This window comes from Achromobacter sp. D7-1 (assembly GCF_059760445.1).
On the sequence record NZ_JCBAMT010000054.1, the window covers coordinates 13,529 to 38,324 of the forward strand.

Below are 24,796 nucleotides of genomic sequence, written 5' to 3' on the forward strand. Positions count from 1 at the left end.
TCAGGACCGGGCTTTTTTTTGGTCCGGCCGCCGCGCGACCAAACCATCCATGCGTACATGCCAGTCTGGCGACGCGCTGGCCGCTCGTCCACCATGCCTCTCATGCGTATCGATTCCGATGCGCCTTTTGCTCGCGGTGAGGCATGGTTCGTTTCTTCTTCCTGGCGGCAGGGCTGTCCTGCCTGGGGGCCTGCACAGGGGCCGGCAAGAGTCCGGCCGCATCCACATGGGAAGCCTCGCGGCAGGCTGCCCAAGGCTTCCGCTTCGACTGGCAGTTGTCCGGCGATCCCGCCGTTGCGCCGATGCAGGTGTTCGACGACGGCAAGGAAACCTGGCTGCAGTTCGCGCCGGGGCAGGCGTTGCCGGCGATTTTCGGTGTTGGCAGCGACGGCGAACGGGCCTTGCCGTACGTCAGGCGCGATCCCTACGTCGTGCTCGCAGGAGGCTGGAGCGGTCTGCTGTTTCGCGGCGGGCGCCTGATGGCCCGCGCGCAGCGTGTGCCGGCGGTCGCGGACGCCAGGCCGGCAGGTGGGGCGGGGACCAGGCCGCAGGATGAACCTGCGCCTCTGGCGCTGGCCGCCGCGGCCGAACGCATCGGCCCGGCGCGGCCTGCCGAGCCGGCGTCGCACGCCATCGGCGCGTTGCAAGCCGCCGGACCACTGGCCGGTGCGGCGTCGGCCGGCGCTACTGCACCGGCACCGATGGCGGCGCCGCAGCAGGTCTATCGCGCTGCTCCCCCGGACGCGACGCTGCGGGCCGTTCTCGCGCGCTGGGCAGACCTCGCCGGCTGGACCTTCCAGCCGCAGCACTGGGCCGTGGACGTGGACATTCCCTTGTCGGCTGCGGCCGAGTTCTCCGGCGATTTCAAGTCAGCCGTGCGCGAACTGCTGGGCGCCACCGAGCTCGCCGAAAAGCCCTTGCAGCCATGCTTCTACGGCAACCGGGTGTTGCGCGTGGTGCCGCTGGCGCAGTCCTGCACGCGCATGGCCGCGCCAGGGGGGGCTGCGGCATGATGCGGATACTGTGCTTGTCTGTCGTTGTCTCTGGCGTGTTGGGCGGCTGCGCGGCGTCGCAGCAGGCGGCGGATCAGCGCCTTGCGGCAAACACGCGTCAGGCCCAGGTGGCTGCCCACCAGCGGGCCTTTGTCGAAGGGCTGTCGGACCGTGCCGCGCGCGTTGCAGCCCAGGACGTCGCCACGCCGTGGCTTGCCGGCAAGCCACAGCCCCTGGCACGGGAAGTGGCGCTGCCGCCCGCATTGCGTGAGAACGTGCGGACCACCTTGATGCTGGCCGACGACGCCGACCTGTCTGCGCTGGCCCAGCGCCTGACGGCCGCCACCGGCATCGCAGTGCGGGTACGGCCGGATGCCTTGCTGCCGCTGGAATTGTTCCTACCTCGGCTGGCCGTCAACGGCGCCTTGTCCCTGCCGGCACCGGTCAGCCTGGAGGTCCGCGCTGGCGGGCAGCCGCTGGCCGACCTGCTCGACGCGCTGGCCGCGCGCTTCTCGGTGCATTGGCGCTACGAGCACAACGCGCTCGAGTTCTACCGCACCGAGACCCGCGTGTTCGATTTGCGCGCCTTGTCGCTGACCAGCAAGGTGGATGTCCGCCTTGGCCGCGAGGGCAGCCCGGAAGGTGAAGGCTTTGAGAGCACCTCCAACACGTCCTTGTCGGCGGGCCAGCACGATGCGGTGGCTATCCTGCGCGCCAACATCGCGCCGTTCCTGACGCGTTCCGGCGTGGTGGCCGACGCGGTCGAGGGCGCCACCTCGATCGTCGTCACGGACACCCCCGAGGCGCTGGAACGTGTCGCTCGCTACCTCGAGCGCGAGAACAAGGCGCTGACCCGCCGGGTCCGGCTGGTGTTCGAGGAAATCACCGTCGTCGCCAACGATGCCACCTCGGGCGGCATCGACTGGAACGTCGTCTACGCCGCGGCCGGGGCCGCAGCGCGGCTGGCGCTGCCGGGCGCGGGGGCGGGCGGGGGCAGCCTGGACGCTTCCATGGCCCGCGGTCCCTTCCAGGGCACGCAGGCCATTGTCTCCGCGCTCAGCACGATGGGAGCCGTCGTACGGCACAACAAAGTTCCCATCCTGACCCTGAACCGCCGTCCGGTCACGCACGCGGTAAGAACCACGTTCAGCTACATCGACCGGGTGCAGAGTACCGCCGTCCCCGGTACCACGGCGGGGGGCGCCAACGGCTCGCTGCCGGCGGTATCCATCAGCCAGAAGGAAGAGACGGTAGGTTCGTTCCTGACGTTGTTGCCGGATATCCAGGAGGACGGCCAGATCCTGCTGTCGCTCGCCTATGACAACGCGGTCGCGCAACCCCTGAAGACCATCACCTTCGGCGAGCGCGGCAACCAGGTGCAGGTGCAGCAGGTCACGATCGACGGCAACGGCACGGTGCAGCAGGTCGAGCTGCGTCCCGGCCAGCCCATCATCGTTTCCGGTTTCGACCGCAGCCAGGACCAGCATGACCGCCAACGGCTCGCGCCGGGGCTGCCGCTCATCGCGGGCGGCCTGGACAGCGCCTCCACGGAACGCATGACGACCCTGGTGCTGGTGACCGCCCAGGTCGAGGAAGGGTACTAGGCGTGGAACGGGTCCCTCTCTCTTTATTGCTTGACGTTCCAGACACGGGCCGCACCTTGGCATTCGGTTTGCGCTGGTTCGCCCTGATCGGCTCCAACATTCCCGCGCTGGCGCGTTCGCGCGGGCGCCGCTTGCGGGCCAGCCACTACGTGGTGGGCGGAGCGCCGGCCATGGTGGCCGGTTATGGCCGCGTGCGTCCGTCGTGGCGCGGCGGTTCGCGAGCGGGGCGGGGCGGGCATCGGCACATCCAGGCGGCCGCGCAACTGTATGCCCTGCTGTATCCGGATGGGGGCCACAGCCTGATCAGCCTGCCCGGCGGCGGGCACTGGTTGGTGGCGGCGCAGCGCGGCACCGTGCTGTCGCAGGCGGACAGAGTGTTCGCCACGCTCGACGAAGCCTTGCGCGAACAGGCGCTGTTGCGCGCCCGGCGGCCGGGGTTGCCGGCGCAGGAAGCCGACGAAGCCTGGGCCTTGCTGATGCAGGCGGCGGACCCCGCCGCGCGCCTGGCCGTGTTGTCGTCGCGCTGGGGCGAGCTGCCGCTGGCGTTCCGATTGTTCCTGGCCTGCGCGGGGGTTGCCGCCGTTGCTCCACAATTGTGGAACAGCTTGATAGCCCCATGGTCCGGCCGCGAACCACCCGTCCATGCCGATCCGCAGGGCTTGGCGCCGCAGCCGGATCCGTACCAGGTCCTGTTGCGAAGCACCGTGGTTCACGCTCCCGGCGAAGTCACCCGCCTGCTGGACGGTTTGGGCAGATTGCCGATACAGATGCGCGGCTGGGCGCTGAGCCGCGCGCGTTGCCTGGCCGCGGAGCAGGCCTGGAATTGTTCCGCTGTCTACGTCAGGGCTCATCCTCAGGCTGCCAACGACGTCCTGCACGCGCTGCGGCCCGTCGGCTGGCAGGTTTCATTTCAGCCTCTGGAGGAAGCCACGCTGTCTTGGCGCACGGCGTCCTCTCCGACATGGCTGGCGGATCTGGTTCTGCCCACCTCGCTGCAGCTCGACACCGGGCTGGTCGCCGCGTTGCAAAGGATGCGGGCGGCCTTTACTTCCGTCGTTCTGGCGACGGCATTGCCGTTGCCCTTGCCCATGCAGTCGCCGCCTGCCGCCGGCCAGGCTGGCGTCACATACGCGGCGCGGCCTGCCATCCGCAGCCGCGCCATCACCTTGCGGGGACCGCTGCGTTCCTTCGCGCTGCTGGATGGCGCCATCGTGGCGGCCAAATGGTCCCGCCTGTCGCTGGACATCCAGGCGCAACCCCGGCCGAGCCTCGTCTCCAGCACGCTGGTTGCCGAACTACAGGGAGAAATCTATGAACACGAATAGGGGCGGCGGCGCGCGCCCGCACCTCGCGGCGGGCTTCATCGGGCGCCTGCTCGTGTCAGCCGCGCTGGTGCCTGCCGCCCACGGCCAGCCGGCGCCGCAGGCCGAGGAACCGCGACCGTGGCCAGAGACCGAAACCGTGCGCGCCTTGCTGCGCGCGGATGCGGCGGCTGCCCTGGCGGACTGCCGGGTCCCCGGCCTGTGCCGTCAGGGATCCGAGTTCGCGGCGTCGGTAGCGCCACCCGCCAGGGCCTCCGACGAGATCCGGGTAATGGCGATTTTCGGTCTTGCGCGGCGCTTGAGCGTCGATATCGCCATCAATGGTGCCGTACTCCGCTATCAAGCGGGTAGGGGCGAACCTGTCGCGGGAGCCGTCGACAGCCGCGCTTACCTGTTGCTGGCCATCGACGATAGCTGCGTGAGGTTGCGCCGCGGCGATACCGAACGCACAGCTTGCGTCGATGCGGGCAGGGGGCAGCCATGACCGTGCATGCCCTTCAGCCCGTCGCGACGCATGCCGATGTGGGGCTTCCCACGGTGGCGGGCTGGGAGCCGCCCCAGCTTCAAACGCCTGAAGACATCGCCCGCCTGCAGCCGGCATTCGCGCGGCCGCTCGGGCGCGACTTCGATCTCGCCGCGCTCGCCGGCAGGTTGTGTCCCGTGTTGCTGGAAAGCGGCGAGGTCGCTGTGTTCGCCGTAAAGGACTACACACTGGGCGATCAGATCGACGAGGTCGAGCGCATGGTGCTGGCGCGCGGCTATCGGCTGGCGCGCGTGCCGCGCTATCAGCTGCCCGCGCCGCTGCTGTTGATGATCGCCCGCGGGCAGTTGGCGGCGCCAGCGTTGGCCGGACGCGGCAAGCAGCGGCAGGAGGAGCGAGCCTCGGCCCTGGCCGCGATGTTCCTCGACATCGTGGGCTGGGGCGTGGCGCAGGGAGCGAGCGACGTGCACATCAACGTCAACCGGCGCCGTGCCGCCTGCGAGATTCGCTACACCATCGGCGGGGAATACGTGGGCACGGAACGATTTGCGGGCCTGTCCAACGCGACGCTGCTGGAGGTCCTGGCGGTGGCCTGGATGGATGTCAAGGGAGGCAACGGCGCGGTGTTCGACCCGGCGCTCGAGCAGCAAGGGCGCATCGGGCTGGACATCGATGGCGTACCCATCGTGCTGCGCTGGGCTTCACTGGCCGCCGATGCCGGGCCTTCGGTCTGCCTGCGCATCTTGCGACTGGACGCGACCGCCAACGCCGATCTGCTGGCCTTGGGCTATCTGCCCACGCAGGTGGAAATCCTTGCCCGGGCGCGCGAGCGCGAAGGCGGAGCCATCGTGCTGGCAGGCGTGGTCGGCTCCGGCAAATCGACCACCATCGCGACGCTGATGCGCGGCATCGCGCCCACCCGCAAGGCCATCACGCTGGAGGATCCGGTCGAATACGTCATCGACAATGCCTTGCAGAACACGCTGGGAGGGGCTCTGGCGGAATCAGCCTGGCCGGCGTTCGACGCCAAGCTCAAGACCATCAAGCGCTCGGCGATGAATGACCTGCTGATCGGCGAGATCCGGGACATGGACACCGGCCGGGCGTTCATGGACCTGGCCGGCTCCGGCGTCAGCCTGTACACGACCACCCACGCCGCTGGCGCCGTGCTGATACCCGAACGCTTGGCATCGGATTCAATCGGCGTGTCGCGAGATTTTCTGGCTACGCCCGGTATCCTCAAGCTCTTGGTCTACCAGACCTTGCTGCCGCGCCTGTGCAGCCATTGTTCGCTGCCCGTGGACAGTTTGTGGTCCAGAGCCGCCGACGGCGGCAAGCGCCCGGACTGGCAGGCATGGTCGAAGCGGATGCAGCAGGAGTTCCTGCTGGATCTCGCCACGCTCAGGGTCAGGAATGCGGCGGGTTGCAGCGCTTGCAGGCGGCCGCAACTGCCTGAGTTGAACGGCATCTCCGGCCGCAGCGTGGCAGCAGAAATGCTTGAGCCCGAGCGTGTCGAAGGTTTTTTTGAGCGCGTGCGCGCACGCGACAACGTCGGGCTCAAGCGCCTGGCCGAGGCCGCCGGCCCTACGGTCTGGCGCAGCGAGACTGCGCGCGGCGCATCGGCGCGGGACTGCGCTCTGTACAAGGTCAGCTGCGGAGAAGTCGATCCTCGTTCCCTGCTGCGCCGCTTCGATTTTCCAGCGCCCGTGCCTGCGCGCGGCGTCGGCGCCGGCGGGGGCGGTCATGGCTAGATCGTTGCTGCCGCATTTTTCCTTCAGCCCCTCCTCCGGCCGGACCTTGTTGTTGCGCCTGGACGCGCTGCGCTTTCGTGCGGGGCGAGCTGACTATTACGAGTACCTTGCAGACCTGGTCGAAGGAACCCAGGGCCGCAAGAATCTGCGCGCCGTCTTCGAGGATGACGCGAGCCGTCATGGCGAAGATACCGTGCGCGGTCGGCTGTCGAGACATTGGGCGGGCATGTACCTGGAGGCCGGCGGCGATCTGGGCGCGGCCTGGGCGGACACGCTGCCGTCCAGCGAGTGCGTGCTGCTCAGCTGCGTGCAGGAAGAGGGCGGCGATCTGTCCGCCGCGTTGCGGGATGTGGCGCGGGCCGTGCGCTTGGCGTCGGATGCGTGGCTGGCGCTGGTCTCGGTCGCGGCGGCGGGCCTCGCGGCTGCGGCTGTCGCATTCTCCTTGCTATGCGCAATTCCCTTTTTCAGCGTGCCGCGCTTGCAGCAGGTATTCCAGGCCGTGCCGGCGGAGGATTATGGCCGGCTGACCCGCGCGCTGTTCGCCTTGGCCCAGGGCCTGCGGCAATGGCTGGCCTTGTGGCTGGTGCTGTTGTCGGGCCTGGTCTTGCTGAGCCTGTGGTCGTTGCCGCGTTACACGGGCGCTGCGCGGTCGCGGCTGGACCGCTGGCTGCTGTGGCGGCTCTACCGGGATTTCCACGCCATCCGCTTTCTCGCTCTGCTGGCCGTGCTGGTCAGGCAGCACGGCGCGGCCGACACCCGTTTGCGGCGCGCCCTGGCCGTGCAGGCCCGCGATGCCGCGCCCTGGATGCATGGGCATCTGCTGGACATGCTGGGGCGGATAGACGGCGGCCAGACCGGTCCGGAGATCTTCGGCACGGGTCTGCTGGACGCGGACACATGGTGGTACATGGCCGACATGATGGATGCCCTGGGCATGGAGGCCGGACTGGCGCAGGTGCGGCTGCGCGTCGAATCGCGCCTGTTGGCGCGCGTGCGCCGCCAGGCATCGGTGTTGCGCTGGGCGTTGCTGCTCTCGTCCGTGGGCGCCGTACTGGGCATCACGCTCTGGCATTACGGCGTGATCGATGAACTGCGCCTGGCGCTGACTAATTTCTATGCCAGCCAATAGGGGCTGCATCAGGCACGCGGCGCCAATCGGCCCTCGCGCTACATTTCACGAGGAAAGCAACCATGCACTACGTACACGCAATCCCGTTCCGCGCCAGCCGGCAGCGCGGCTTTTCGTTGATGGAGGTCTCCATCGTCACCGCCATCGTCCTGTTGATTGCGATCGTCGGCATTCCGGCCATCGGCGCCTACGTCGTTGAGAACAAGGTGCCCAAGGTGGGAGAGGAATTGCAGCGTTTCATTGCCAGCATGAAGACTAATGCGCAGGGGGGCGGGGTCACTCCGTATGCCGGCCTGGACACCGGCGCCATGGCCAATGCCTTGCGGGAGTCCAGCGTGCTGGCCATCGATGGGTCCGGGGGCGCGGCGCGCATCGCCCATGGCCTGGGCGGCAGCGGCGTGGGAGGCAATGGGGTGGTCGAGGTCGCTGCCGCCTCGTTCGGCAGCGCGGGACAGGGTTCCGCGTTCTCCATCAAGCTGACCAACGTCAGCCAGGCGGCATGCCCATCGTTGGCCTCGGTGCTGCAACGGATGTCGGAGACCATCTCGATCGGTGGAGGGGGCGGCGGCCTCAGGCTTGTGAAGGACGCGTTTGCGACGCCCAGCGTGCCTTACCGGGCGGCCCTGGCCCAGGCGCAGTGCAGCCCGGGCGACGTCAACACCTTCGTATTCGTCGCAAAATGAGCCCGCCGCTGTGGTGCATGACGGCTCGATCGGGTGCCGCCGCGGCTTTGCGTCAGCGCGGGTTCTCATTGCCGGGCCTGGCGGTGACGTTGGCCTTGAGCGCCATGGTGGCCATCTGGGCGTCCGGTCAGGTGGTGCAGCGGATCGAAGACGCAGCAGCCCGTGCCTCCGGCGTATGGTTGACGCAGATCCGCCTGGCGCTAACCGAGGTGTTGGTTCGGCATTCCGCCATCCTTGCCAAGGGGGATTTGCCACGTAGCGAACAGGGGGTTCCACTGTTCGCGGACCCGCTTGCGCCCACCGTGGGCGAATTGCGCGGCCTGGGGCTGCTGCCGGCCGATTTTCCCGAGCGGTCCGCCATGGGTTTTTCGGCGCAGATCCAGATCGTCAGGTCGCAGGCATGCCCGGGCGAACGCTGTCGGATGGATGGACTGGTCTACAGCGCCACGCCGTTGTTGAAAACGGGGACGCAATCCATTGACTTGACCGGCATCGCTGCCCTTATCGATGCGGCCGGCGGCTATGGCGGGGCGGTGTGGCCGGCGTCGCCGGGTCTGGTGCGCGGCGCGGCGTTCAGTTTCGCCAATCCGGCGGCGTCCGGAGGGGCGGCCTACGCGCCGGGCACGCTCGCCCTGTGGGCGGGAGCGGACGCTGGCGGTCCTGATCTGGACCGCTACGTCAGGATCCGGGATACGCGCGATCCGCAGCTGCAGGGGGAACTGAGCGTCGCGTCCTCGGCGCGGGTGGGCTCGCATCTTACAGTCGGCGCGCGCGCCAGCGTGGGACAGCCATGCAGTGTCGCCACCGGCGCCATGGCCACCTCGGAGCAGGGAGAGCTGCTGACATGCCAGTCCCAGGCCTGGGGGCCCGCAAGCGGCGGCTTCGGCGGGGCATACAGCGTCAACAGCCCATTGGGTTGCTACCATTACAGCGGCACGTCCACTGCGAATCCCCGGACTGGCGAGTGCTCATGCCCCGCCGGCTACAAGGCCGTGATTGTTTCAGCGGGCGGTAAATGGACCGAGACGGAAGGCTGGACCACAGGCTACGTCTGCGTGCGCTGAGTCTGCCGCAAGGCCTCTTTTCCTGGGATCCCCGCCAACCCTCTATAATCAAAAATTCGCCTAAATTCTGCTTCGCCCACGATGAAATCCTCCGAGATTCGCCAGCAGTTTCTGCAATTCTTCAAGTCCAAGGGACACACCATTGTTCCCTCGTCGTCGCTCGTCCCGGGCAACGATCCGACTTTGCTCTTCACCAATTCGGGCATGGTCCAGTTCAAGGACGTCTTTACGGGCAAGGAATCGCGGTCCTATACGCGTGCCACCTCGTCGCAGCGCAGCGTGCGCGCCGGCGGCAAGCACAACGACCTGGAGAACGTGGGCTATACCGCCCGCCACCATACGTTCTTCGAAATGCTGGGCAACTTCAGCTTCGGTGACTACTTCAAGCGCGACGCCATCCAGTACGCCTGGGAATTGCTGACCCAGGTCTACAAGCTGCCCGCCGAAAAGCTCTGGGTCACGGTCTACCAGGAAGACGACGAAGCCTACGACATCTGGGCCAAGGAAGTCGGCGTGCCGGCCGAGCGCATCATTCGCATCGGCGACAACAAGGGCGCGCGCTACGCGTCGGACAACTTCTGGCAGATGGCGGACACCGGTCCTTGCGGCCCGTGCTCGGAAATCTTCTATGACCATGGTCCCGAGATCTGGGGTGGCCCCCCGGGATCGCCCGAGGAAGACGGCGACCGCTACATCGAGATCTGGAACCTGGTGTTCATGCAGTTCGAACGCGATGCCGCCGGCAACATGCCGCGCCTGCCGCGTCCCTGTGTCGATACCGGCATGGGTCTGGAACGCATCGCCGCCGTGCTGCAAGACGTGCATTCCAACTACGAAATCGATCTGTTCCAGCACCTGATCGCTGCCGCCGCGCGCGAAACCGGCATCAAGAACCTGGAAGACAACTCGCTCAAGGTCATCGCCGACCACATCCGCGCCTGCTCGTTCCTGATCGTCGATGGCGTGATCCCCAGCAACGAAGGCCGCGGCTATGTGCTGCGCCGCATCGTCCGCCGCGCGCTGCGCCACGGCTACAAGCTGGGCCAGACCAAGCCGTTCTTCCACCGCCTGGTGCCCGACCTGGTCGCCGAAATGGGCGAGGCCTATCCGGAACTGGCCGCCACGGCCGAGCGCGTCGCGCAGGTGCTCAAGCAGGAAGAAGAGCGCTTCGGCGAAACGCTGGAACACGGCATGCGCATCCTCGACACCGCCCTGGCCAACGTGCCCAAGGGCGGCCAACTGGACGGCATGACCCTGTTCACGCTGTACGACACCTACGGCTTCCCGGTGGACCTGACCGCCGACATCTGCCGTGAACGTGAAGTGGACGTGGACATGGCCGGCTTCGAGGTCGCCATGGAACGCCAACGCGACCAGGCGCGCGCCGCCGGCAAGTTCAAGATGGCCGAAGGCCTGAGCTACGAAGGCGCTGACACGCGCTTCGAAGGCTACGAAAAACTCGAACTGGATGGCGTCAAGGTCACGGCCCTGTACGTCGACGGCACGCAGGTTCAGCAGGTCAAGGCAGGCCAGAGCGCGGTCGTCGTGCTGGACGCGACTCCGTTCTACGCGGAGTCGGGCGGCCAGGTCGGCGATACCGGCCTGCTGGAAGCCGACGGCGTGCGTTTCGCCGTGGCCGATACCCTGAAGATCCAGGCCGGTGTGTTCGGCCACCACGGCGAGCTGGAGTCCGGCACGCTGTCGGTGGGCGATACCTTGCTTGCACGCGTCGACGCGGTCCGCCGCGCCCGCACCGTGCGCAACCACTCGGCCACTCACCTCATGCACAAGGCGCTGCGCCAGGTGCTGGGCGCGCACGTGCAGCAGCGCGGCTCGCTGGTGGATCCCGACAAGACCCGCTTCGACTTCGCCCAGGATGCGCCGCTGACCGCCGAGCAGATCGCTCGCGTCGAAGCCATCGTCAACGCCGAGATCCTGGCCAACCAGCCCACCGTGGCGCAGGTCATGGCCTACGACGATGCCGTCAAGGGCGGCGCCATGGCGCTGTTCGGCGAAAAATACGGCGACACGGTCCGCGTGCTCGACATCGGCTTCTCGCGCGAACTCTGCGGCGGAACCCACGTCAGCCGCACGGGCGACATCGGCCTGTTCAAGATCGTGTCCGAAGGCGGCGTGGCCGCTGGCGTGCGTCGCATCGAGGCCATCACTGGCGATAACGCGCTGGCCTGGGTGCAGAACCAGAACGCCTTGCTGACCCAGGTTGCGGGCATGCTGCGCAGCACGCCCGCGGACCTGCCGGCGCGTATCGCGCAGGTGCAGGAACAGGTCAAGAGTCTCGAGAAGGATCTGGAACAGTCGCGCAACAAGCTTGCCGCCAGCGCTGGCAATGATCTGGCGACCAGCGCCGCGGTCGAGGTCAAGGGCATCAAGGTCCTGGCCGCCAGCATCGGCGACGTGGATCCCAAGGCATTGCGCGGCATGGTCGACAACCTGAAAGACCGCCTGAAGCCTGCTGTCGTGCTGCTGGCCACGGGTTCGGCCGATGGCAAGATCAGCGTGGTGGGTGGCGTCACCGCCGACCTGACCGGCCGCGTCAAGGCGGGCGATCTGGTCGGCTTCGTCGCGGCCCAGGTGGGCGGCAAGGGCGGCGGCCGTCCCGATATGGCCATGGGCGGTGGCACGGACTTGGCAGCCTTGCCCGCGGCGATCGCCAGCGTGCAGAAATGGGTGGACGAGCGTCTGTGATGAGCGGGGCGGATACCAGCCTTGATGGCGGCGCGCAGGCGCCGTCCTTCGAGCACGAAGTCGATGCCAGCGGCCTGACCTGCCCCTTGCCTATCCTGCGCGCCAAGAAGGCGTTGGCGCAGATGGCCAGCGGTGAGGTGCTGCGGGTCATCACCACGGATCGCAATGCGATCCGCGACTTCCAGGCGTTCGCCCGCCAGACCGGCAATGTGCTGGTGGCGCAACAAGAGGTTGATGGCCACGGGGTGCATTTCCTGCGGCGGCGCTGACCGGTTGCCGGTAGTACACGCCACGTAGAAGGGCCCGCCGCAAGGCGGGCCCTTTCGCATGGGTGGAGCCCCTGCTTACTTGCGGATGGCCGCCGCGACTGCCCGGGTAATGGTGAAATCCACCAGGTCGCCTTCCTTCAACTGCTGCAGGCGTGCCTGCAGGGCCGGATCCTGGACCTGGATGGTACGCATGCCGCCTTGTGGACCCTTCAGCGTCACCAGGTTGGCGCTCTTGTTGATGTGCCAGATCTCGGCGGTGATGGTGGTCTGGCGTCCGGCAGCGCCGCCAGGCATGGCTCCCTTGGCGCTGCGGGTTGCCGCGGTTTCGGTCTTGACCTCCGGAATGCCAGATCCGGCCGGGCGCACGTCCACCGCTACCGACTCGTAGTAGTCGAGCGTCAGCGTGTCGCCGGGCTTGATCTGCTGGAAGTTGCGGATATCGGGGCCAGCCTGAATGTCTACGCTATTGCCGTTTTCGCCCTGCAGCGTGATGGTCCGGGTGGCCGGGTCCACAGCGGTGACCTTGCCGGAGGCGGTCGTCAGGGCTGCTCCCATGACACGGGCCGAAGCTGCAAGCGGCATGGCCAAAGCGCCCGCCAGCAGGCCCGCCAGGGCCAGGCGCGCAACAGGGGTGAAGACTGATTTCTGATTCTTCATGGTGGTGCACCCTCCGGTTAGAGGAAGTTGGGGGAAAACCGCTGGAAAAAGCAGAGACAGGCGGCAGGTGGGCCGCCATTAAGGGGATGGCTTGAAGCAGGTGCGGTGGCGGCGCCGTGGACAGGCGGCAGGGGGGATCGAAGCGCGGGGTCTTGCGTAGGTCGACATAAAACCGATCTCCTCAATCGGGCTATTTCTTCACACGCACTGAGTTCTGACGCACTAAGACAGGCACGAGGGGGGCAGGGCGGCTACACTTGGCACTGCGGCGCGGGCCCCGGCCCGTGTGTTTGTAGAATACCTGGATGTGGTGTTTTAGGATACAAATCGCGCCGCTACGCACAATTCGGCACTGCCATTTGCCAGCAGGCTTGTTTAAGTGCTAGAATTTCCCGTTTTTCACAACTAATTCAAGGGATTACCTATGGTGGTGATTCGCCTGGCCCGCGGTGGGTCCAAGAAGCGTCCGTTTTACAACCTGGTGGCCACCGATTCGCGTAACCGTCGCGACGGCCGTTTCATCGAGCGCGTGGGTTTCTACAACCCCGTAGCCAGCGAAGGCACGGAAAACCTGCGCATTGCGCTGGATCGCGTGCAACACTGGACCGGCAACGGCGCCCAACTGTCGCCTGCTGTCGAGCGTCTGGTCAAAGAGTACTCGGCCAAGGTTTCCGCCGCGGCTTAATTGCCTGCGTCGCTTACCGAGCCCTGAGCTTTACTGCGCTTAAAAGCTGCCATTCATAGCTGCTTCATAGTTACCAAGAGCACGATACATGCCTGATGCCGCAACCTCCAACGCGGCGCCGACGGATTTGATCGAGCTGGGCCGCATCAGTGCAGCCTACGGTGTGAAAGGCTGGGTCAAGGTGCAGCCACATTCGGCCAATGCCGAAGTGCTGCTCTCAGCATCTCAATGGTGGTTGACTCGCCCTGTGCCTGAACTGGCGCGGGGCGTTGTCGCGTCTGCGCCTGTCGCATACAAGGTCGTGCAAGCCCGTTCGCAAGGAGCCACCGTGGTGGCTCAGCTGGCTGGCATTGCGGACCGCGATCAGGCCGAAGCCCTGCGCGGTTGTTCCGTGCAGGCGCCGCGGGGATCCTTTCCCGCGCCCGAGGAAGACGAATACTACTGGGTCGATCTCATCGGTTGTGCGTTGTACACCAGCGCCACTGGCGAACCTGCGCTGCTGGGCGTGGTCGACGAGGTCCTCGACAACGGCGCTCATGCCGTTCTGAGGGTCTTGCGCCAACGGGTGGGGGCTGAAGGCCCCGAGCCCATCCTGAACGCCAAAGGCCGGCCCGCCGAAATGCTTGTTCCGTTCGTGCGCGCGCACATACACGCCGTCGATTTGTCAGCTCGCCGCATAGACAGCGACTGGCCGGCGGATATTTGATGCGTATAGACGTCGTTACGCTCTTTCCCGAAATGTTCGGGGTAGTGCGGGACCTGGGTGTCACCGGCCGGGCGCATGCCCAGGGCCGGTGGTCCCTGCATGCCTGGAATCCTCGTGATTTCACGCACGACGTGCACCGCACCGTGGACGACCGCCCCTACGGCGGCGGCCCCGGAATGGTGATGATGGCGGGGCCTCTGGAAGCCGCCGTCAATGCCGCCCAGGACGCGCGCGCAGCGCTTGGCCTGGGCCGCGCCCCTGTTGCGCTGCTGGCTCCGGTCGGCCGGCGCTACGATCAGGCGGGCGCCGAATCCCTGGCGGCAAGCGAGGGTCTGATCCTCATTTGCGGCCGCTACGAAGGCGTGGATCAGCGTTTCATTGCGCGCTGCGTCACGCAGGAAATCTCGCTGGGCGACTTCGTGTTGTCGGGCGGGGAAATTGCCGCGCTCGCCGTGATCGACGCCGCGGTGCGCCTGTTGCCCGGCGTGCTCAACGACGGCGAATCCGCGCTGCAGGATTCCTTCAACGACGCGTTGTCCGGCCTGCTGGATAGTCCGCACTACACGCGCCCCGAGGTCTACCAAGGCGAGCCCGTGCCGGCGCCTCTGCTTAGCGGGCATCACGCGAACATCGCCCGTTGGCGGCGCGAGCGTTCGTTGGAGCTGACCGTTGCCCGGCGTCCCGAACTGATCGAGGCTGCTCGCGCAAAAGGGGTGTTGACCCTGGCCGACGAGCGCTTTCTGGCCGAGTTGGCGGGTACTCCGCTGCCGGAGCCGGTCAAGCGGCGGCGGCCATCTCGGCCCAAGCTGCCCAAGGCCTCCTGAAACTTCTTCGACTGCACGTTTGCCGGCGATCCTTGCGCCGCGCATGTCTTGCCGCGGCAGGCAAACAAAAACCCCGGAACAAAATTCCGGGGTTTTTGCTTCCAGCGTAGCGATGGGGCTTAGTTGCCCAGCTTGACGCGCTGTTCGCGCACCTTCTGCAGCGTCTCGCCGAACTGCGCCATGCGCGCCTTTTCCTGCTCGACCACGGCAGCCGGCGCGCGCTCGACAAAGCTGGCGTTCGACAGCTTGCCGTTGGCCTTGGCGATTTCGCCTTCCAGGCGCGCGATTTCCTTGTCCAGCCGCACGCGTTCCGCCGCCACGTCGATTTCGACGTGCAGCATCAGGCGGCTGTTGCCCACGACCTGGACCGGCGCTCCGGCGTCGGGCAGGGTGTCGAGCACCTCGACCTGGCTCAGCTTGGCCAGCGCGGCCAGGTACGGCGCGTTGCGGGTGAGGATGGGCGCATCGCCCTGGGCGCACAGCGGCACCTTCTGCGCGGGCGACAGGTTCATCTCGCCGCGCAGCGCGCGCACGGCTTCGACCTGGGCCTTGAGCTCGGCGACATCGGCTTCGGCGGCGGTGTCGACCGCGGCGGGGTTGGCCTGCGGGTAGGGTTGGACGCTGACGCTGTCGGCGACGCCTTCCTTGCGCTTGCCGGCCACCACCGACACCTTTTGCCAGAGTTCTTCCGTAATGAACGGAATGATCGGGTGCGCCAGGCGCAGCACGCCTTCCAGCACGCGGATCAGCGTGCGGCGCGTACCCAGCTGCTGGGCCGGCGTGCCGGTCTGGATCTGCACCTTGGCCAGTTCCAGGTACCAGTCGCAGTACTCGTCCCACACGTAGCGGTAGAGCGAATTGGCGATGTTGTCGAAGCGGTAGTCGGCAAAGCCGCGCGCCACGTCGGCCTCCAGCGCCTGCAGTTGGCTGACGATCCAGCGGTCCACGAAGGACGTTTCGCCGGTTTCCGGGCCGGTCAGGTCGTGGCCTTCGGTGTTCATCAGCACGAAGCGCGTGGCGTTCCACAGCTTGTTGCAGAAGTTGCGGTAGCCTTCGCAGCGCTTCAGGTCGAAGTTGATGTTGCGGCCCAGCGTGGCGTAGGCGGCCATCGTGAAGCGCAGCGCGTCGGTGCCGAAGGCGGGGATGCCGTCCGGGTACTGGCGGCGCGTGGCTTTCTCGATGGCGCCCGCCTGTTTCGGATTCATCAGGCCGTAGGTGCGCTTGGCCACCAGGCCGTCCAGGTCGATGCCGTCGATCAGGTCGACCGGATCCAGCGTGTTGCCCTTGGACTTGCTCATCTTCTGGCCGTCGGCATCGCGGATCAGGCCGTGCACGTAGACGTGCTTGAACGGGATGTGGCCGGTCAAGTGGGTGGTCAGCATCACCATGCGGGCGACCCAGAAGAAGATGATGTCAAAACCCGTGACCAGCACGCTGGACGGCAGGTAGCGCTGCAGGTCGGGGGTGTTTTCCGGCCAGCCTAGCGTGGTGAAAGGCACCAGGCCCGACGAGAACCAGGTATCCAGCACGTCCGGGTCGCGCTTGAGCTCGCCGGTCACGCCGGCCGCGCGGGCCTGGGCATTGGCTTCGGCTTCGTCGTGCGCCACGAAGATCTGGCCGTCCTCGGAGTACCAGGCGGGAATCTGGTGGCCCCACCAGAGCTGACGCGAAATGCACCAGTCCTGGATGTTGTTGAGCCACTGGTTGTAGATGGTGGTCCAGTTGTCCGGGTAGAACTGGATGCGGCCGTCGGCCACCACTTCCAGCGCAACCTCGGTAATGCTCTTGCCCGGGTTCAGCGTGCCTTCGGGAGCGGGCTTGCTCATCGCCACGAACCATTGGTCCGTCAGCATCGGCTCCAGCACGACGCCGGTGCGGTCGCCCTTGGGCTGCATCATCTTGTGCGGCTCGACCTTGACCAGATAGCCTTCGACCTCCAGCTGCGCCACCACGGCCTTGCGCGCCTGGTAGCGTTCCATGCCCTGGAATTGCTTGGGGCCGTTCTCGTTGACATGGGCGTCCAGCGTGAAGATCACGATCAGGGGCAGATCGTGGCGCATCGCGCAGGCGTAGTCGTTGAAGTCGTGGGCGCCGGTGATCTTCACGCAGCCCGTGCCGAATTCGGGGTCGACGAAATCGTCCGCAATGATGGGGATGTTGCGGTCGCACAGCGGCAGTTCCACTTCCTTGCCGACCAGGTGCTTGTAGCGCGGGTCTTCGGGGTGGACGCACAGGGCGCCGTCGGCCAGCATGGTTTCCGGGCGGGTGGTCGCGATGGTCAGGCCGCGCAGCGTGACGGTCTGGCCGTCCTTGTCGACGATGGTTTGCGGGCCGTCGACGAAGGGGTAGAGGATGTGCCACATGTGGCCGTCGGTTTCCTCGGACACCACTTCCAGGTCGGACACTGCCGTCAGCAGCTTCGGATCCCAGTTGACCAGGCGCTTGCCTCGGTAGATCAGTCCCTGTTTATGCAGGCGCACAAAAGTTTCCACCACGCCGCGCGACATGCGCTCGTCCATGGTGAAATATTCGCGCGGCCAATCGGCCGAGGCGCCCAGGCGGCGGACCTGCTCGGTAATGGCATTGCCGGATTTTTCCTTCCACTCCCACACCTTTTCCACGAATTTTTCGCGGCCCAGGTCGTGGCGGGAAACCTTCTGGGCGTCCAGTTGTCTCTCAACCACGATCTGCGTGGCGATGCCGGCGTGGTCGGTGCCGGGAATGAATACGGTGTCGTCGCCGAGCATCCGGCGGTAGCGCACCAGGCCGTCCATGATGGTCTGGTTGAAGGCATGGCCCATGTGCAGGGTGCCCGTCACGTTAGGAGGCGGGAACTGGATGACGTAGGGCTGGCTTTCGGTCCCCGTTTTTACATGTTGCCCTGCCTGGAAGTACCCGCGCTTGTCCCACTCGGCGTACCAGCGGGATTCCAGCGCGGAGGGTTCGAAGCTCTTGGAGAGTTCCTGGGCGTCGCTCGCGGCATTCGCGGCGTTCGGGGGGGCAGCTTGAGTCATTGCAGGGTTCCGGCAAACAGGGGCGCCCGAGCTAAGGGTGCGGGCGGCAAACCGCACATTTTAAGATGTAATGCGGTCTTCTCAGCGTGTTAGAATACCGGGTTACTGTAAACCTTTTAGAAGTCCCTGAATTCATTGAGGATTCCGGGCGAGTCCAACAGGTAGGCAGTGTCGAATCCCTGCCTTGGCCTAGTGGTTCGGGACGGCCCGAAACAAGCATGCGTTTCGGACCTCCTGCGCGCCAACAGCGCGATGACGCTTCAAGGGTGACACCGACAAGCGCAGAGCCACGCCAGGCAATTCATCAGAAACCAAGTCAGAAATCAGTTTTCGGAGTTCTTATGTCCATTCAACGCACCCTCTCGATCATCAAGCCCGACGCCGTCGCCAAGAACGTCATCGGCCAGATCGTCGGCCGTTTCGAGCAAGCTGGCCTGAAGGTCATCGCTGCCCGCCTGGCCCAGCTGTCGCGCGCCGACGCCGAGCGTTTCTACGCCGTGCACAAGGAACGCCCCTTCTTCAAGGACCTGGTCGACTTCATGATCTCGGGTCCCGTGTTCGTGCAAGTCCTGGAAGGCGAAGACGCCATCCTGAAGAACCGCGACCTGATGGGCGCCACGGACCCCAAGAAGGCTGCTCCCGGCACCATCCGCGCCGACTTCGCCGACAGCATCGACGCCAACGCCGTGCACGGCTCGGACGCTCCGGAAACGGCCGCTGTCGAAGTCGCTTTCTTCTTCCCCGAAATCAACATCCACAGCCGTTGATTTTCGCGGAACTTCTGTTCTAGCTTTTTAGTGTTACCCAGGTCATGGAAACCGTCGAACGAATCAATCTGCTGGGGCTAGACGGCTCCGCCCTGTCCGAACTGGTCGGAAAGTGGGGCGGCAAGCCGTTTCGGGCTCGCCAGTTGCAGCGCTGGATGCACCAGCGCGGCGCCGATTCGTTCGACGCCATGACCGACCTGGCCCGCGATTTTCGCGGCCAGCTTGCGCAGCATTGCCGCATCGAGGCTTTGCCCGTCAACATCGAGCAGCGCTCGACCGACGGCACCCGCAAGTGGCTGTTCGATGTGGGGCAGGGCAATGCCATCGAGACCGTCTTCATTCCCGAGGACGACCGCGGCACGCTATGCATTTCCAGCCAGGCCGGATGCGTGGTGAACTGCCGCTTCTGCTCGACCGGGCACCAAGGCTTCAACCGCAACCTGAAGACCAGCGAGATCATCGGCCAACTGTGGTGGGCCAAGCGCGTGCTGGAGGCCGACATCGGCACCGCCCGCCTGGAAAGTGCCCGCGCTACCGAAGACACCCGCGTCATCAGCAACGTGGTCATGATGGGCATGGGCGAACCCCTGCTCAACTACGACCAGGTTCTGCCTGCGTTGCGCCTGATGCTGGACGACAACGCCTACGGCTTGTCGCGCCGCCGCGTCACCGTATCCACCTCCGGCGTGGTCCCCATGATGGACCGGCTGTCGCAGGACTGTCCCGTGGCGCTGGCCGTTTCGCTGCACGCACCGAACGATGCGCTGCGCGACGAGCTGGTGCCGCTGAACAAGAAGTACCCGCTGAAGGAGCTGCTGGCTGCTTGCGAACGCTATCTGGCGTTCGCCCCGCGCGACTTCATTACTTTCGAATACTGCATGCTGGACGGCATCAATGACACCGACCAGCACGCCAAGGAACTGATCCAAATTGCACGCCAGCTGCGCTGCAAGCTCAATCTGATTCCGTTCAACCCCTTTCCCGAGTCCGGCCTGAAGCGCTCGAACTCGGCGCGGGTGAAGGTGTTTGCCCAGCGTCTGATGGACGCCGGCATCATCACCACCGTGCGCAAGACCCGGGGCGACGATATCGATGCGGCCTGTGGCCAACTGGCCGGAGAAGTGCGCGACCGTACCCGGATCACCGAGCGGAACGCCGCACAGCGCCAGACCATACCAATTAAACAGGTGCACGCATGACGCAGGATTTCGCTTCTGCAGTTTCAGAAACGCCCGCAGGCGCTGTGGGTGGCATCGGCTCGGCATTGCGCGCGCTGCGCCAGTCCAAGGGCTGGTCGCTCGACGAAGTGTCCAGCCGCATCAAGTTTTCCACGAAGCAGATCGAAGCCCTCGAAAACGAGCAATGGGCAAACCTGCCCACCGGCGTTTCGCTGCGAGGCCTGGTACGCAACTACGCGCGCCTGTTGGGCGCGGATTCGCAGGCCATCGTCGATTCGCTGGATCCCAAGGCGCGCGTCACCGGTCCGGTGAAGCTCAGCCCGGGCGCCCTGCATTCGGCGCACTCCATTCCCCAGTCCGGCGCCGACGACGAGCGCTCGTCGTCGACCTCCTTGGGCTGGCTCATCGCCATCGTGCTGGTGCTGGCCGCCGGCGTGGCGTATGCCTTCTGGCAAGGCTGGTTGCCGCAGCACTGGCTGCCGTCCGACTGGCTGCCGAAGTCGACCAAGTAACAACCCGGTTCCACCGATGCAAGAATCTTCTCTGCCTTGCCAGGATGCCCCGCCTCCCTCCGTGGGGGCGGCTGAGCGCCGCGCCACGCGTTCGGTGGCGGTGAAGTGGGGTGATCGCGTCGTGAAGATCGGCGGCGACGCTCCGGTCGTGGTCCAGTCCATGACCAACACCGACACGGCGGACGCCATCGCCACCGCGATTCAGGTCAAGGAGCTGGCTCAGGCCGGCTCCGAGCTCGTGCGCATCACCGTGAATACCCCGGAAGCCGCGCGCGAAGTCATCGCCATCCGTGAACAACTCGACCGCATGGGCGTGAACGTGCCGCTGGTCGGAGACTTCCACTACAACGGCCACAAGCTGCTGACGCAGTTTCCGGATTGCGCGCAAGCGCTGTCCAAGTACCGGATCAACCCGGGCAACATGGGCGGGGGCAAGCGGCGCGACGACAATTTCGCGCAGATGATCGAAGTGGCCTGCCGCTACGACAAGCCTGTGCGCATCGGCGTGAACTGGGGCAGCCTGGACCACGAGCTGATGGCCCGCAAGATGGACGAGAACAAACTGCGCGCCCAGCCCTGGGAAGCGCAGGCCGTGATGCGCGACGCGCTGGTCGTGTCCGCCATCAGCAATGCGCAGCGCGCCGAAGAACTTGGCCTGCGGCGCGACGCCATCATCCTGTCCTGCAAGGTCAGCCACGTGCAGGACCTGATCGCCGTGTATCGCGACCTGTCCGCGCGCTGTGACTACCCGCTGCACTTGGGCCTGACCGAAGCCGGCATGGGCAGCAAGGGCATCGTGGCTTCCACCGCCGCGCTGGCCGTGCTGATGCAGCAAGGCATTGGCGACACCATCCGTATTTCGCTCACGCCCGAACCTGGCGGCGACCGCAGCCGCGAGGCCATCGTGGCGCAGGAAATCCTGCAGACCATGGGTTTGCGCGCCTTCACGCCCATGGTCGTCGCCTGCCCGGGCTGCGGCCGTACCAGCAGCACGTTCTTCCAGGAACTGGCCGATAGCATCCAGACCTACCTGCGCCGCCAGATGCCGCTCTGGCGCGCCCAGTATCCCGGCGTCGAAAGCATGAACGTCGCGGTCATGGGCTGTGTGGTCAACGGGCCGGGCGAAAGCCGTCATGCCGATATCGGCATCAGCCTGCCGGGCACCGGCGAGGTACCCGCCGCGCCGGTGTTCGTGGACGGCGAACGCACGGTCACGCTCAAGGGCGACCATATCGCCGAAGAGTTCCAGGCCATCGTTGAAGACTACGTTGCGCGCCGCTATGGCGCGCCTGCCTCTCATTAAAGTAAGGGTGTGGTCGCTAGCGCGCTTGCCGGCGCGCGATGCGGCATGATCAAGATGACTCAAGCTTTCCAGAAAGTCGCCGCGATACGCGGCATGAATGATCTGTTGCCGGGGGCGAGCGCCCGCTGGGAGCAATTCGAGGAAATCGTGCGCGGCTGGCTGCGCGGCTACGGCTATCGCAATGTGCGTACGCCCGTGCTTGAGCATACGCGCCTGTTCGCGCGCGGCATCGGCGAAGTCACCGACATCGTCGAAAAAGAGATGTACACCTTCGCCGACGGGCCCGACGAAGAACTGCTGACCATGCGTCCTGAAATGACGGCTGGCATCGTGCGCGCGTCCATCGAACACAATCTGCTCTACGACCGCCCGCAGCGCGTCTATTCCATCGGTCCCGTGTTCCGCCGCGAGCGTCCGCAACGCGGCCGCTATCGCCAGTTCCATCAGATCGACGTCGAGGCCCTGGGCTTCGCCGGTCCCGACGTGGACGCCGAGCTCATCGTCATGCTGGCGCGCCTGTGGAAGTTGCTGGGTCTGACCGATGTGCGCCTGGAGCTGAATTCGCTGGGCCAGCCGGCCGAACGCGCCGCCCACCGCGCTGCGCTGATCGAGCACCTGGAAAAGCACCGCGACATCCTGGACGAAGATGGCCAGCGCCGCATGTACAGCAATCCCTTGCGCGTCCTGGACACCAAGAACCCCGCCATGCAGGAAATGGCTGACAGCGCGCCGCGCCTGTTCGACTTCCTGGGCGAGGAATCGCGCGCGCACTTCGATGGCATGTGCCAGCGCCTGACCGACGCCGGTATCGAGTACCGCCTGAATCCGCGCCTGGTGCGCGGGCTGGACTACTACAACCTGACCGTGTTCGAGTGGGTCACCGACCGCCTCGGCGCCCAGGGTACCGTGTGCGGCGGCGGCCGTTACGACGGCCTGATCGAACTGCTGGGTGGCAAGTCCGCACCCGCGGTGGGCTTCGCGATCGGCATGGAGCGCCTGCTGGATCTCTGGGAGCAGAGCGTGCAGGTCGAACAGCAAGCCGAGTGCGACGTCTATGTCGTGCACCAGGGCGAAGAGGCGCAACGCCTGGCCGCCCGGGTTGGCGAAGACCTGCGCGATGCCGGCCTGTCGGTCGTCGTGCATGCGGGTTCGGCAGGCTTCAAGTCGCAATTCAAGCGCGCCGACGCCAGCGGCGCCCGGGTTGCGGTTATTCTTGGCGCCGATGAAGTGGCCGCGCAGACGGCCAGCGTGAAGTTCCTGCGCGCCGACGCGCAGGGCGAAACGGCCCAACAGCAAGTCCCGTTGGCGGGATTGGCCGACGTATTGAATAACAAGGGTTAATGCATGGCATACGATCTGGAAGAACAGGAAAAACTCGACGCTATCAAGGCGTGGTGGGCGCGTTACGGCACGCTGGTGGTCACGCTGGTGGCGGCGGTTGCGCTGGCCTGGGGCGGCTGGTGGGGCTGGAAGGCCTATCAATCGCACCGCGCCAACCAGGCCATGGGTTACTTCGAAGCGCTGGAAGACGCGGCCCGCCTGGGCGGCGCCGATTCCTCGGTGCGCATCAAGACCGCCGCAGCCACGCTGCGCGAGCAATATCCGTCCACCGGCTACGCCACGCGCGGCGCCCTGGTGGCAGCCCAGGCGCTGCAGGCCCAGAAGGATGACGCAGGCGCCCGCGAGCAGCTGGAATGGCTGGCCGCCCAGGGCAAGAACCCGTCCATGCAGGCCGTGGCGCGTTTGCGCCTGGCTGGCATGATGCTGGACCAGAAGCAATACGATGCCGCCTTGGCGCAGCTGAACAATCCGCCGGCAGCCTTCGCCGCCTTGTTCGCGGATCGCCGCGGCGACATTCTCGCCGCGCAAGGCAAGCGCGAAGAAGCGCGCGCTGCGTGGCAAAGCGCCATTGATGGCCTGGGTACGGCCAATCCCCTGACCCAGGTTGTGCAACTGAAACTGGATGCCCTGAGCGGAGCGTGACTGTAATGCGTAAATTTGCACCTGGTCGTACGTGGCGTGGCGCCGTTTGCCTGGCGGGCTTGCTCGCCCTGGGCGGATGCGGCATGTTTTCCCATGATGACGGCCGCTACGATCCCGCGCCCCTGACCGAATACAAGGCCGGCATGTCCGTGCGCCAGGTCTGGAGCGTGTCGGTCGGCAGCGGCTCGGGACTGGGCTTTGCGCCCACCGTGCTGGGCGACGCCATCTATGCCGCCACGCCTGACGGTTCGGTCGGCAAGTTCGACCTGCAAAGCGGCCGCGCCATCTGGAAGGCCAGCGTCGACGGCAAGTTGTCCGCCGGCGCCGGCAGCGATGGCACCACCACCGCCGTGGCCTCGCCCAACGGCGACGTCATCGCCTTCGACGACACCGGCAAGGTGAAGTGGAAAGTCCGCGCCACCAGCGACGTGACCATCCCGCCCGTGGTGGGCTATGGCATCGTCGTGGTTCGCAGCGGCGACTACCGCATCCAGGCCTTCGACGCCAACAGCGGCGAACGCGTCTGGAACGTGCAGCGCCCGGGTCCCTCGCTGGCCCTGCGCAGCGTGTCGCAGATGGTCCTGGCCGAAGGCCTGGTCATTACCGGCCTGCCGGGCGGCAAGTTGATGGCCATCGCGTCCAACAGTGGTAACGTGCAATGGGAAGGCACCGTGGCGACGCCGCGCGGCGCCAGCGACCTGGAGCGCCTGACCGACGTGGTCGGCGCCCCTCGTATCGCGGGCAACCTGCTTTGCGGCGTGGCCTATCAGGGACGTATCGTTTGCTTCGACGTCACGGCCGGCGGCCGTCCGCTGTGGGCCAAGGATTTCTCCAGCGTCAGCGGCCTGTCGCTGGACGAGCGTTTCGCCTATGCGGCGGACCAGAACAGCGTGGTCAACGCGTTTGCGCTGGATAATGGCGGCAATGTCTGGAAGCAGGCAGCGCTGAAGAACCGCCAGGTCACCGCTCCGGCTATGCTGGGTGGCGCGCTGGCAGTGGGCGACCTGGATGGCTATGTGCATTTCCTGTCGCGCAGCGACGGCAGCCTGATGGCCCGCCTGTCGGTAGGTGGAGGCCCGGTGATTTCGCCGCCGCAGACCACTTCCCAGGGAGTGCTGATCCAGACGGGCAATGGCAACCTCGTCCTGATCGGCGCCAACTAAAAC

The 24,796-nt window shown here is 66.2% G+C and carries 22 protein-coding genes; 20 read left to right on the forward strand and 2 right to left on the reverse strand.

Going from position 1 to position 24,796, the window contains the following annotated elements:
- Positions 1-143: 143 nt before the first annotated feature.
- The 10 genes from AC6LKD_RS21280 (at position 144) to AC6LKD_RS21325 (ending at position 12,001) form a co-directional block, all read left to right on the forward strand.
- Positions 144-1,013 carry a TrbG/VirB9 family P-type conjugative transfer protein gene (locus AC6LKD_RS21280; protein WP_498117374.1) on the forward strand — a complete coding sequence of 290 codons (870 nt, stop codon included), beginning with the start codon at positions 144-146 and terminating at the stop codon, positions 1,011-1,013.
- Positions 1,010-2,596 (forward strand): hypothetical protein, encoded by a 1,587-nt coding sequence (locus AC6LKD_RS21285; RefSeq protein ID WP_498117375.1) that lies wholly within the window; start codon positions 1,010-1,012, stop codon positions 2,594-2,596. The genes AC6LKD_RS21280 and AC6LKD_RS21285 overlap by 4 nt, the downstream gene beginning before the upstream one ends.
- Before the next feature lie 56 nt (positions 2,597-2,652).
- Positions 2,653-3,921 carry a type IV pilus inner membrane component PilO gene (locus tag AC6LKD_RS21290; RefSeq protein WP_498117376.1) on the forward strand — a complete coding sequence of 423 codons (1,269 nt, stop codon included), beginning with the start codon at positions 2,653-2,655 and terminating at the stop codon, positions 3,919-3,921.
- Entirely contained in the window at positions 3,908-4,402 is a 495-nt protein-coding gene (locus AC6LKD_RS21295; RefSeq protein ID WP_498117377.1) for a hypothetical protein, read from the forward strand. The genes AC6LKD_RS21290 and AC6LKD_RS21295 overlap by 14 nt, the downstream gene beginning before the upstream one ends.
- The gene (locus AC6LKD_RS21300) at positions 4,399-6,150 is read left to right on the forward strand and encodes an ATPase, T2SS/T4P/T4SS family (protein ID WP_498117378.1); all 1,752 of its coding nucleotides are present in this window, start codon (positions 4,399-4,401) and stop codon (positions 6,148-6,150) included. The genes AC6LKD_RS21295 and AC6LKD_RS21300 overlap by 4 nt, the downstream gene beginning before the upstream one ends.
- Positions 6,143-7,279, forward strand: coding sequence for a hypothetical protein (locus tag AC6LKD_RS21305; RefSeq protein ID WP_498117379.1), 1,137 nt, complete (start codon positions 6,143-6,145; stop codon positions 7,277-7,279). Before AC6LKD_RS21300 ends, AC6LKD_RS21305 begins: the two co-directional genes overlap by 8 nt.
- Before the next feature lie 62 nt (positions 7,280-7,341).
- Positions 7,342-7,962 (forward strand): type 4 pilus major pilin, encoded by a 621-nt coding sequence (locus AC6LKD_RS21310; RefSeq protein ID WP_013392814.1) that lies wholly within the window; start codon positions 7,342-7,344, stop codon positions 7,960-7,962.
- A gap of 17 nt (positions 7,963-7,979) precedes the next feature.
- Positions 7,980-9,026, forward strand: coding sequence for a type II secretion system protein (locus AC6LKD_RS21315; protein WP_498117380.1), 1,047 nt, complete (start codon positions 7,980-7,982; stop codon positions 9,024-9,026).
- An 81-nt stretch (positions 9,027-9,107) separates the two neighbouring features.
- Positions 9,108-11,732: an alanine--tRNA ligase gene (gene alaS, locus AC6LKD_RS21320; protein WP_498117381.1), complete on the forward strand. Its 2,625-nt coding sequence runs from the start codon at positions 9,108-9,110 to the stop codon at positions 11,730-11,732.
- Positions 11,732-12,001 carry a sulfurtransferase TusA family protein gene (locus AC6LKD_RS21325; RefSeq protein WP_013392817.1) on the forward strand — a complete coding sequence of 90 codons (270 nt, stop codon included), beginning with the start codon at positions 11,732-11,734 and terminating at the stop codon, positions 11,999-12,001. The genes alaS and AC6LKD_RS21325 overlap by 1 nt, the downstream gene beginning before the upstream one ends.
- A gap of 75 nt (positions 12,002-12,076) precedes the next feature.
- Here the strand turns inward: AC6LKD_RS21325 and AC6LKD_RS21330 are convergent, their stop codons facing one another.
- Complete coding sequence (locus AC6LKD_RS21330) at positions 12,077-12,658, reverse strand: hypothetical protein (RefSeq protein WP_013392818.1); 582 nt, start codon at positions 12,656-12,658, stop codon at positions 12,077-12,079.
- A gap of 424 nt (positions 12,659-13,082) precedes the next feature.
- On the opposite strand from AC6LKD_RS21330, the gene rpsP reads away from it, so the two are divergent.
- From rpsP to trmD, 3 genes are all read left to right on the forward strand, one after another.
- Positions 13,083-13,343, forward strand: a complete 261-nt coding sequence (gene rpsP, locus AC6LKD_RS21335) for a 30S ribosomal protein S16 (RefSeq protein WP_013392819.1) — start codon at positions 13,083-13,085, stop codon at positions 13,341-13,343.
- A gap of 88 nt (positions 13,344-13,431) precedes the next feature.
- A complete protein-coding gene (rimM, locus tag AC6LKD_RS21340) occupies positions 13,432-14,049 on the forward strand; it encodes a ribosome maturation factor RimM (protein WP_013392820.1) in 618 nt (205 codons plus the stop codon).
- Positions 14,049-14,873, forward strand: a complete 825-nt coding sequence (gene trmD, locus AC6LKD_RS21345; protein WP_013392821.1) for a tRNA (guanosine(37)-N1)-methyltransferase TrmD — start codon at positions 14,049-14,051, stop codon at positions 14,871-14,873. The genes rimM and trmD overlap by 1 nt, the downstream gene beginning before the upstream one ends.
- Before the next feature lie 119 nt (positions 14,874-14,992).
- Here the strand turns inward: trmD and AC6LKD_RS21350 are convergent, their stop codons facing one another.
- Positions 14,993-17,887, reverse strand: coding sequence for a valine--tRNA ligase (locus tag AC6LKD_RS21350; protein WP_498117382.1), 2,895 nt, complete (start codon positions 17,885-17,887; stop codon positions 14,993-14,995).
- A 341-nt stretch (positions 17,888-18,228) separates the two neighbouring features.
- On the opposite strand from AC6LKD_RS21350, the gene ndk reads away from it, so the two are divergent.
- From ndk to bamB, 7 genes are read left to right on the forward strand one after another with little or no spacing between them, the layout of a single operon-like run.
- Entirely contained in the window at positions 18,229-18,654 is a 426-nt protein-coding gene (gene ndk, locus AC6LKD_RS21355; protein ID WP_006393972.1) for a nucleoside-diphosphate kinase, read from the forward strand.
- A gap of 44 nt (positions 18,655-18,698) precedes the next feature.
- Positions 18,699-19,853 (forward strand): dual-specificity RNA methyltransferase RlmN, encoded by a 1,155-nt coding sequence (rlmN, locus tag AC6LKD_RS21360; RefSeq protein WP_013392823.1) that lies wholly within the window; start codon positions 18,699-18,701, stop codon positions 19,851-19,853.
- Positions 19,850-20,344, forward strand: a complete 495-nt coding sequence (locus AC6LKD_RS21365; protein WP_498117383.1) for a helix-turn-helix domain-containing protein — start codon at positions 19,850-19,852, stop codon at positions 20,342-20,344. Before rlmN ends, AC6LKD_RS21365 begins: the two co-directional genes overlap by 4 nt.
- A gap of 16 nt (positions 20,345-20,360) precedes the next feature.
- Positions 20,361-21,647 (forward strand): flavodoxin-dependent (E)-4-hydroxy-3-methylbut-2-enyl-diphosphate synthase, encoded by a 1,287-nt coding sequence (ispG, locus tag AC6LKD_RS21370; protein ID WP_013392825.1) that lies wholly within the window; start codon positions 20,361-20,363, stop codon positions 21,645-21,647.
- 54 nt (positions 21,648-21,701) lie between these two features.
- Entirely contained in the window at positions 21,702-22,988 is a 1,287-nt protein-coding gene (hisS, locus tag AC6LKD_RS21375) for a histidine--tRNA ligase (protein WP_085947857.1), read from the forward strand.
- Between the two features lie 3 nt (positions 22,989-22,991).
- On the forward strand, positions 22,992-23,630 hold the full coding sequence (locus tag AC6LKD_RS21380; protein ID WP_013392827.1) for a YfgM family protein: 639 nt from the start codon (positions 22,992-22,994) through the stop codon (positions 23,628-23,630).
- A 5-nt stretch (positions 23,631-23,635) separates the two neighbouring features.
- Complete coding sequence (gene bamB, locus AC6LKD_RS21385; protein WP_492276759.1) at positions 23,636-24,793, forward strand: outer membrane protein assembly factor BamB; 1,158 nt, start codon at positions 23,636-23,638, stop codon at positions 24,791-24,793.
- Positions 24,794-24,796 lie beyond the last annotated feature (3 nt).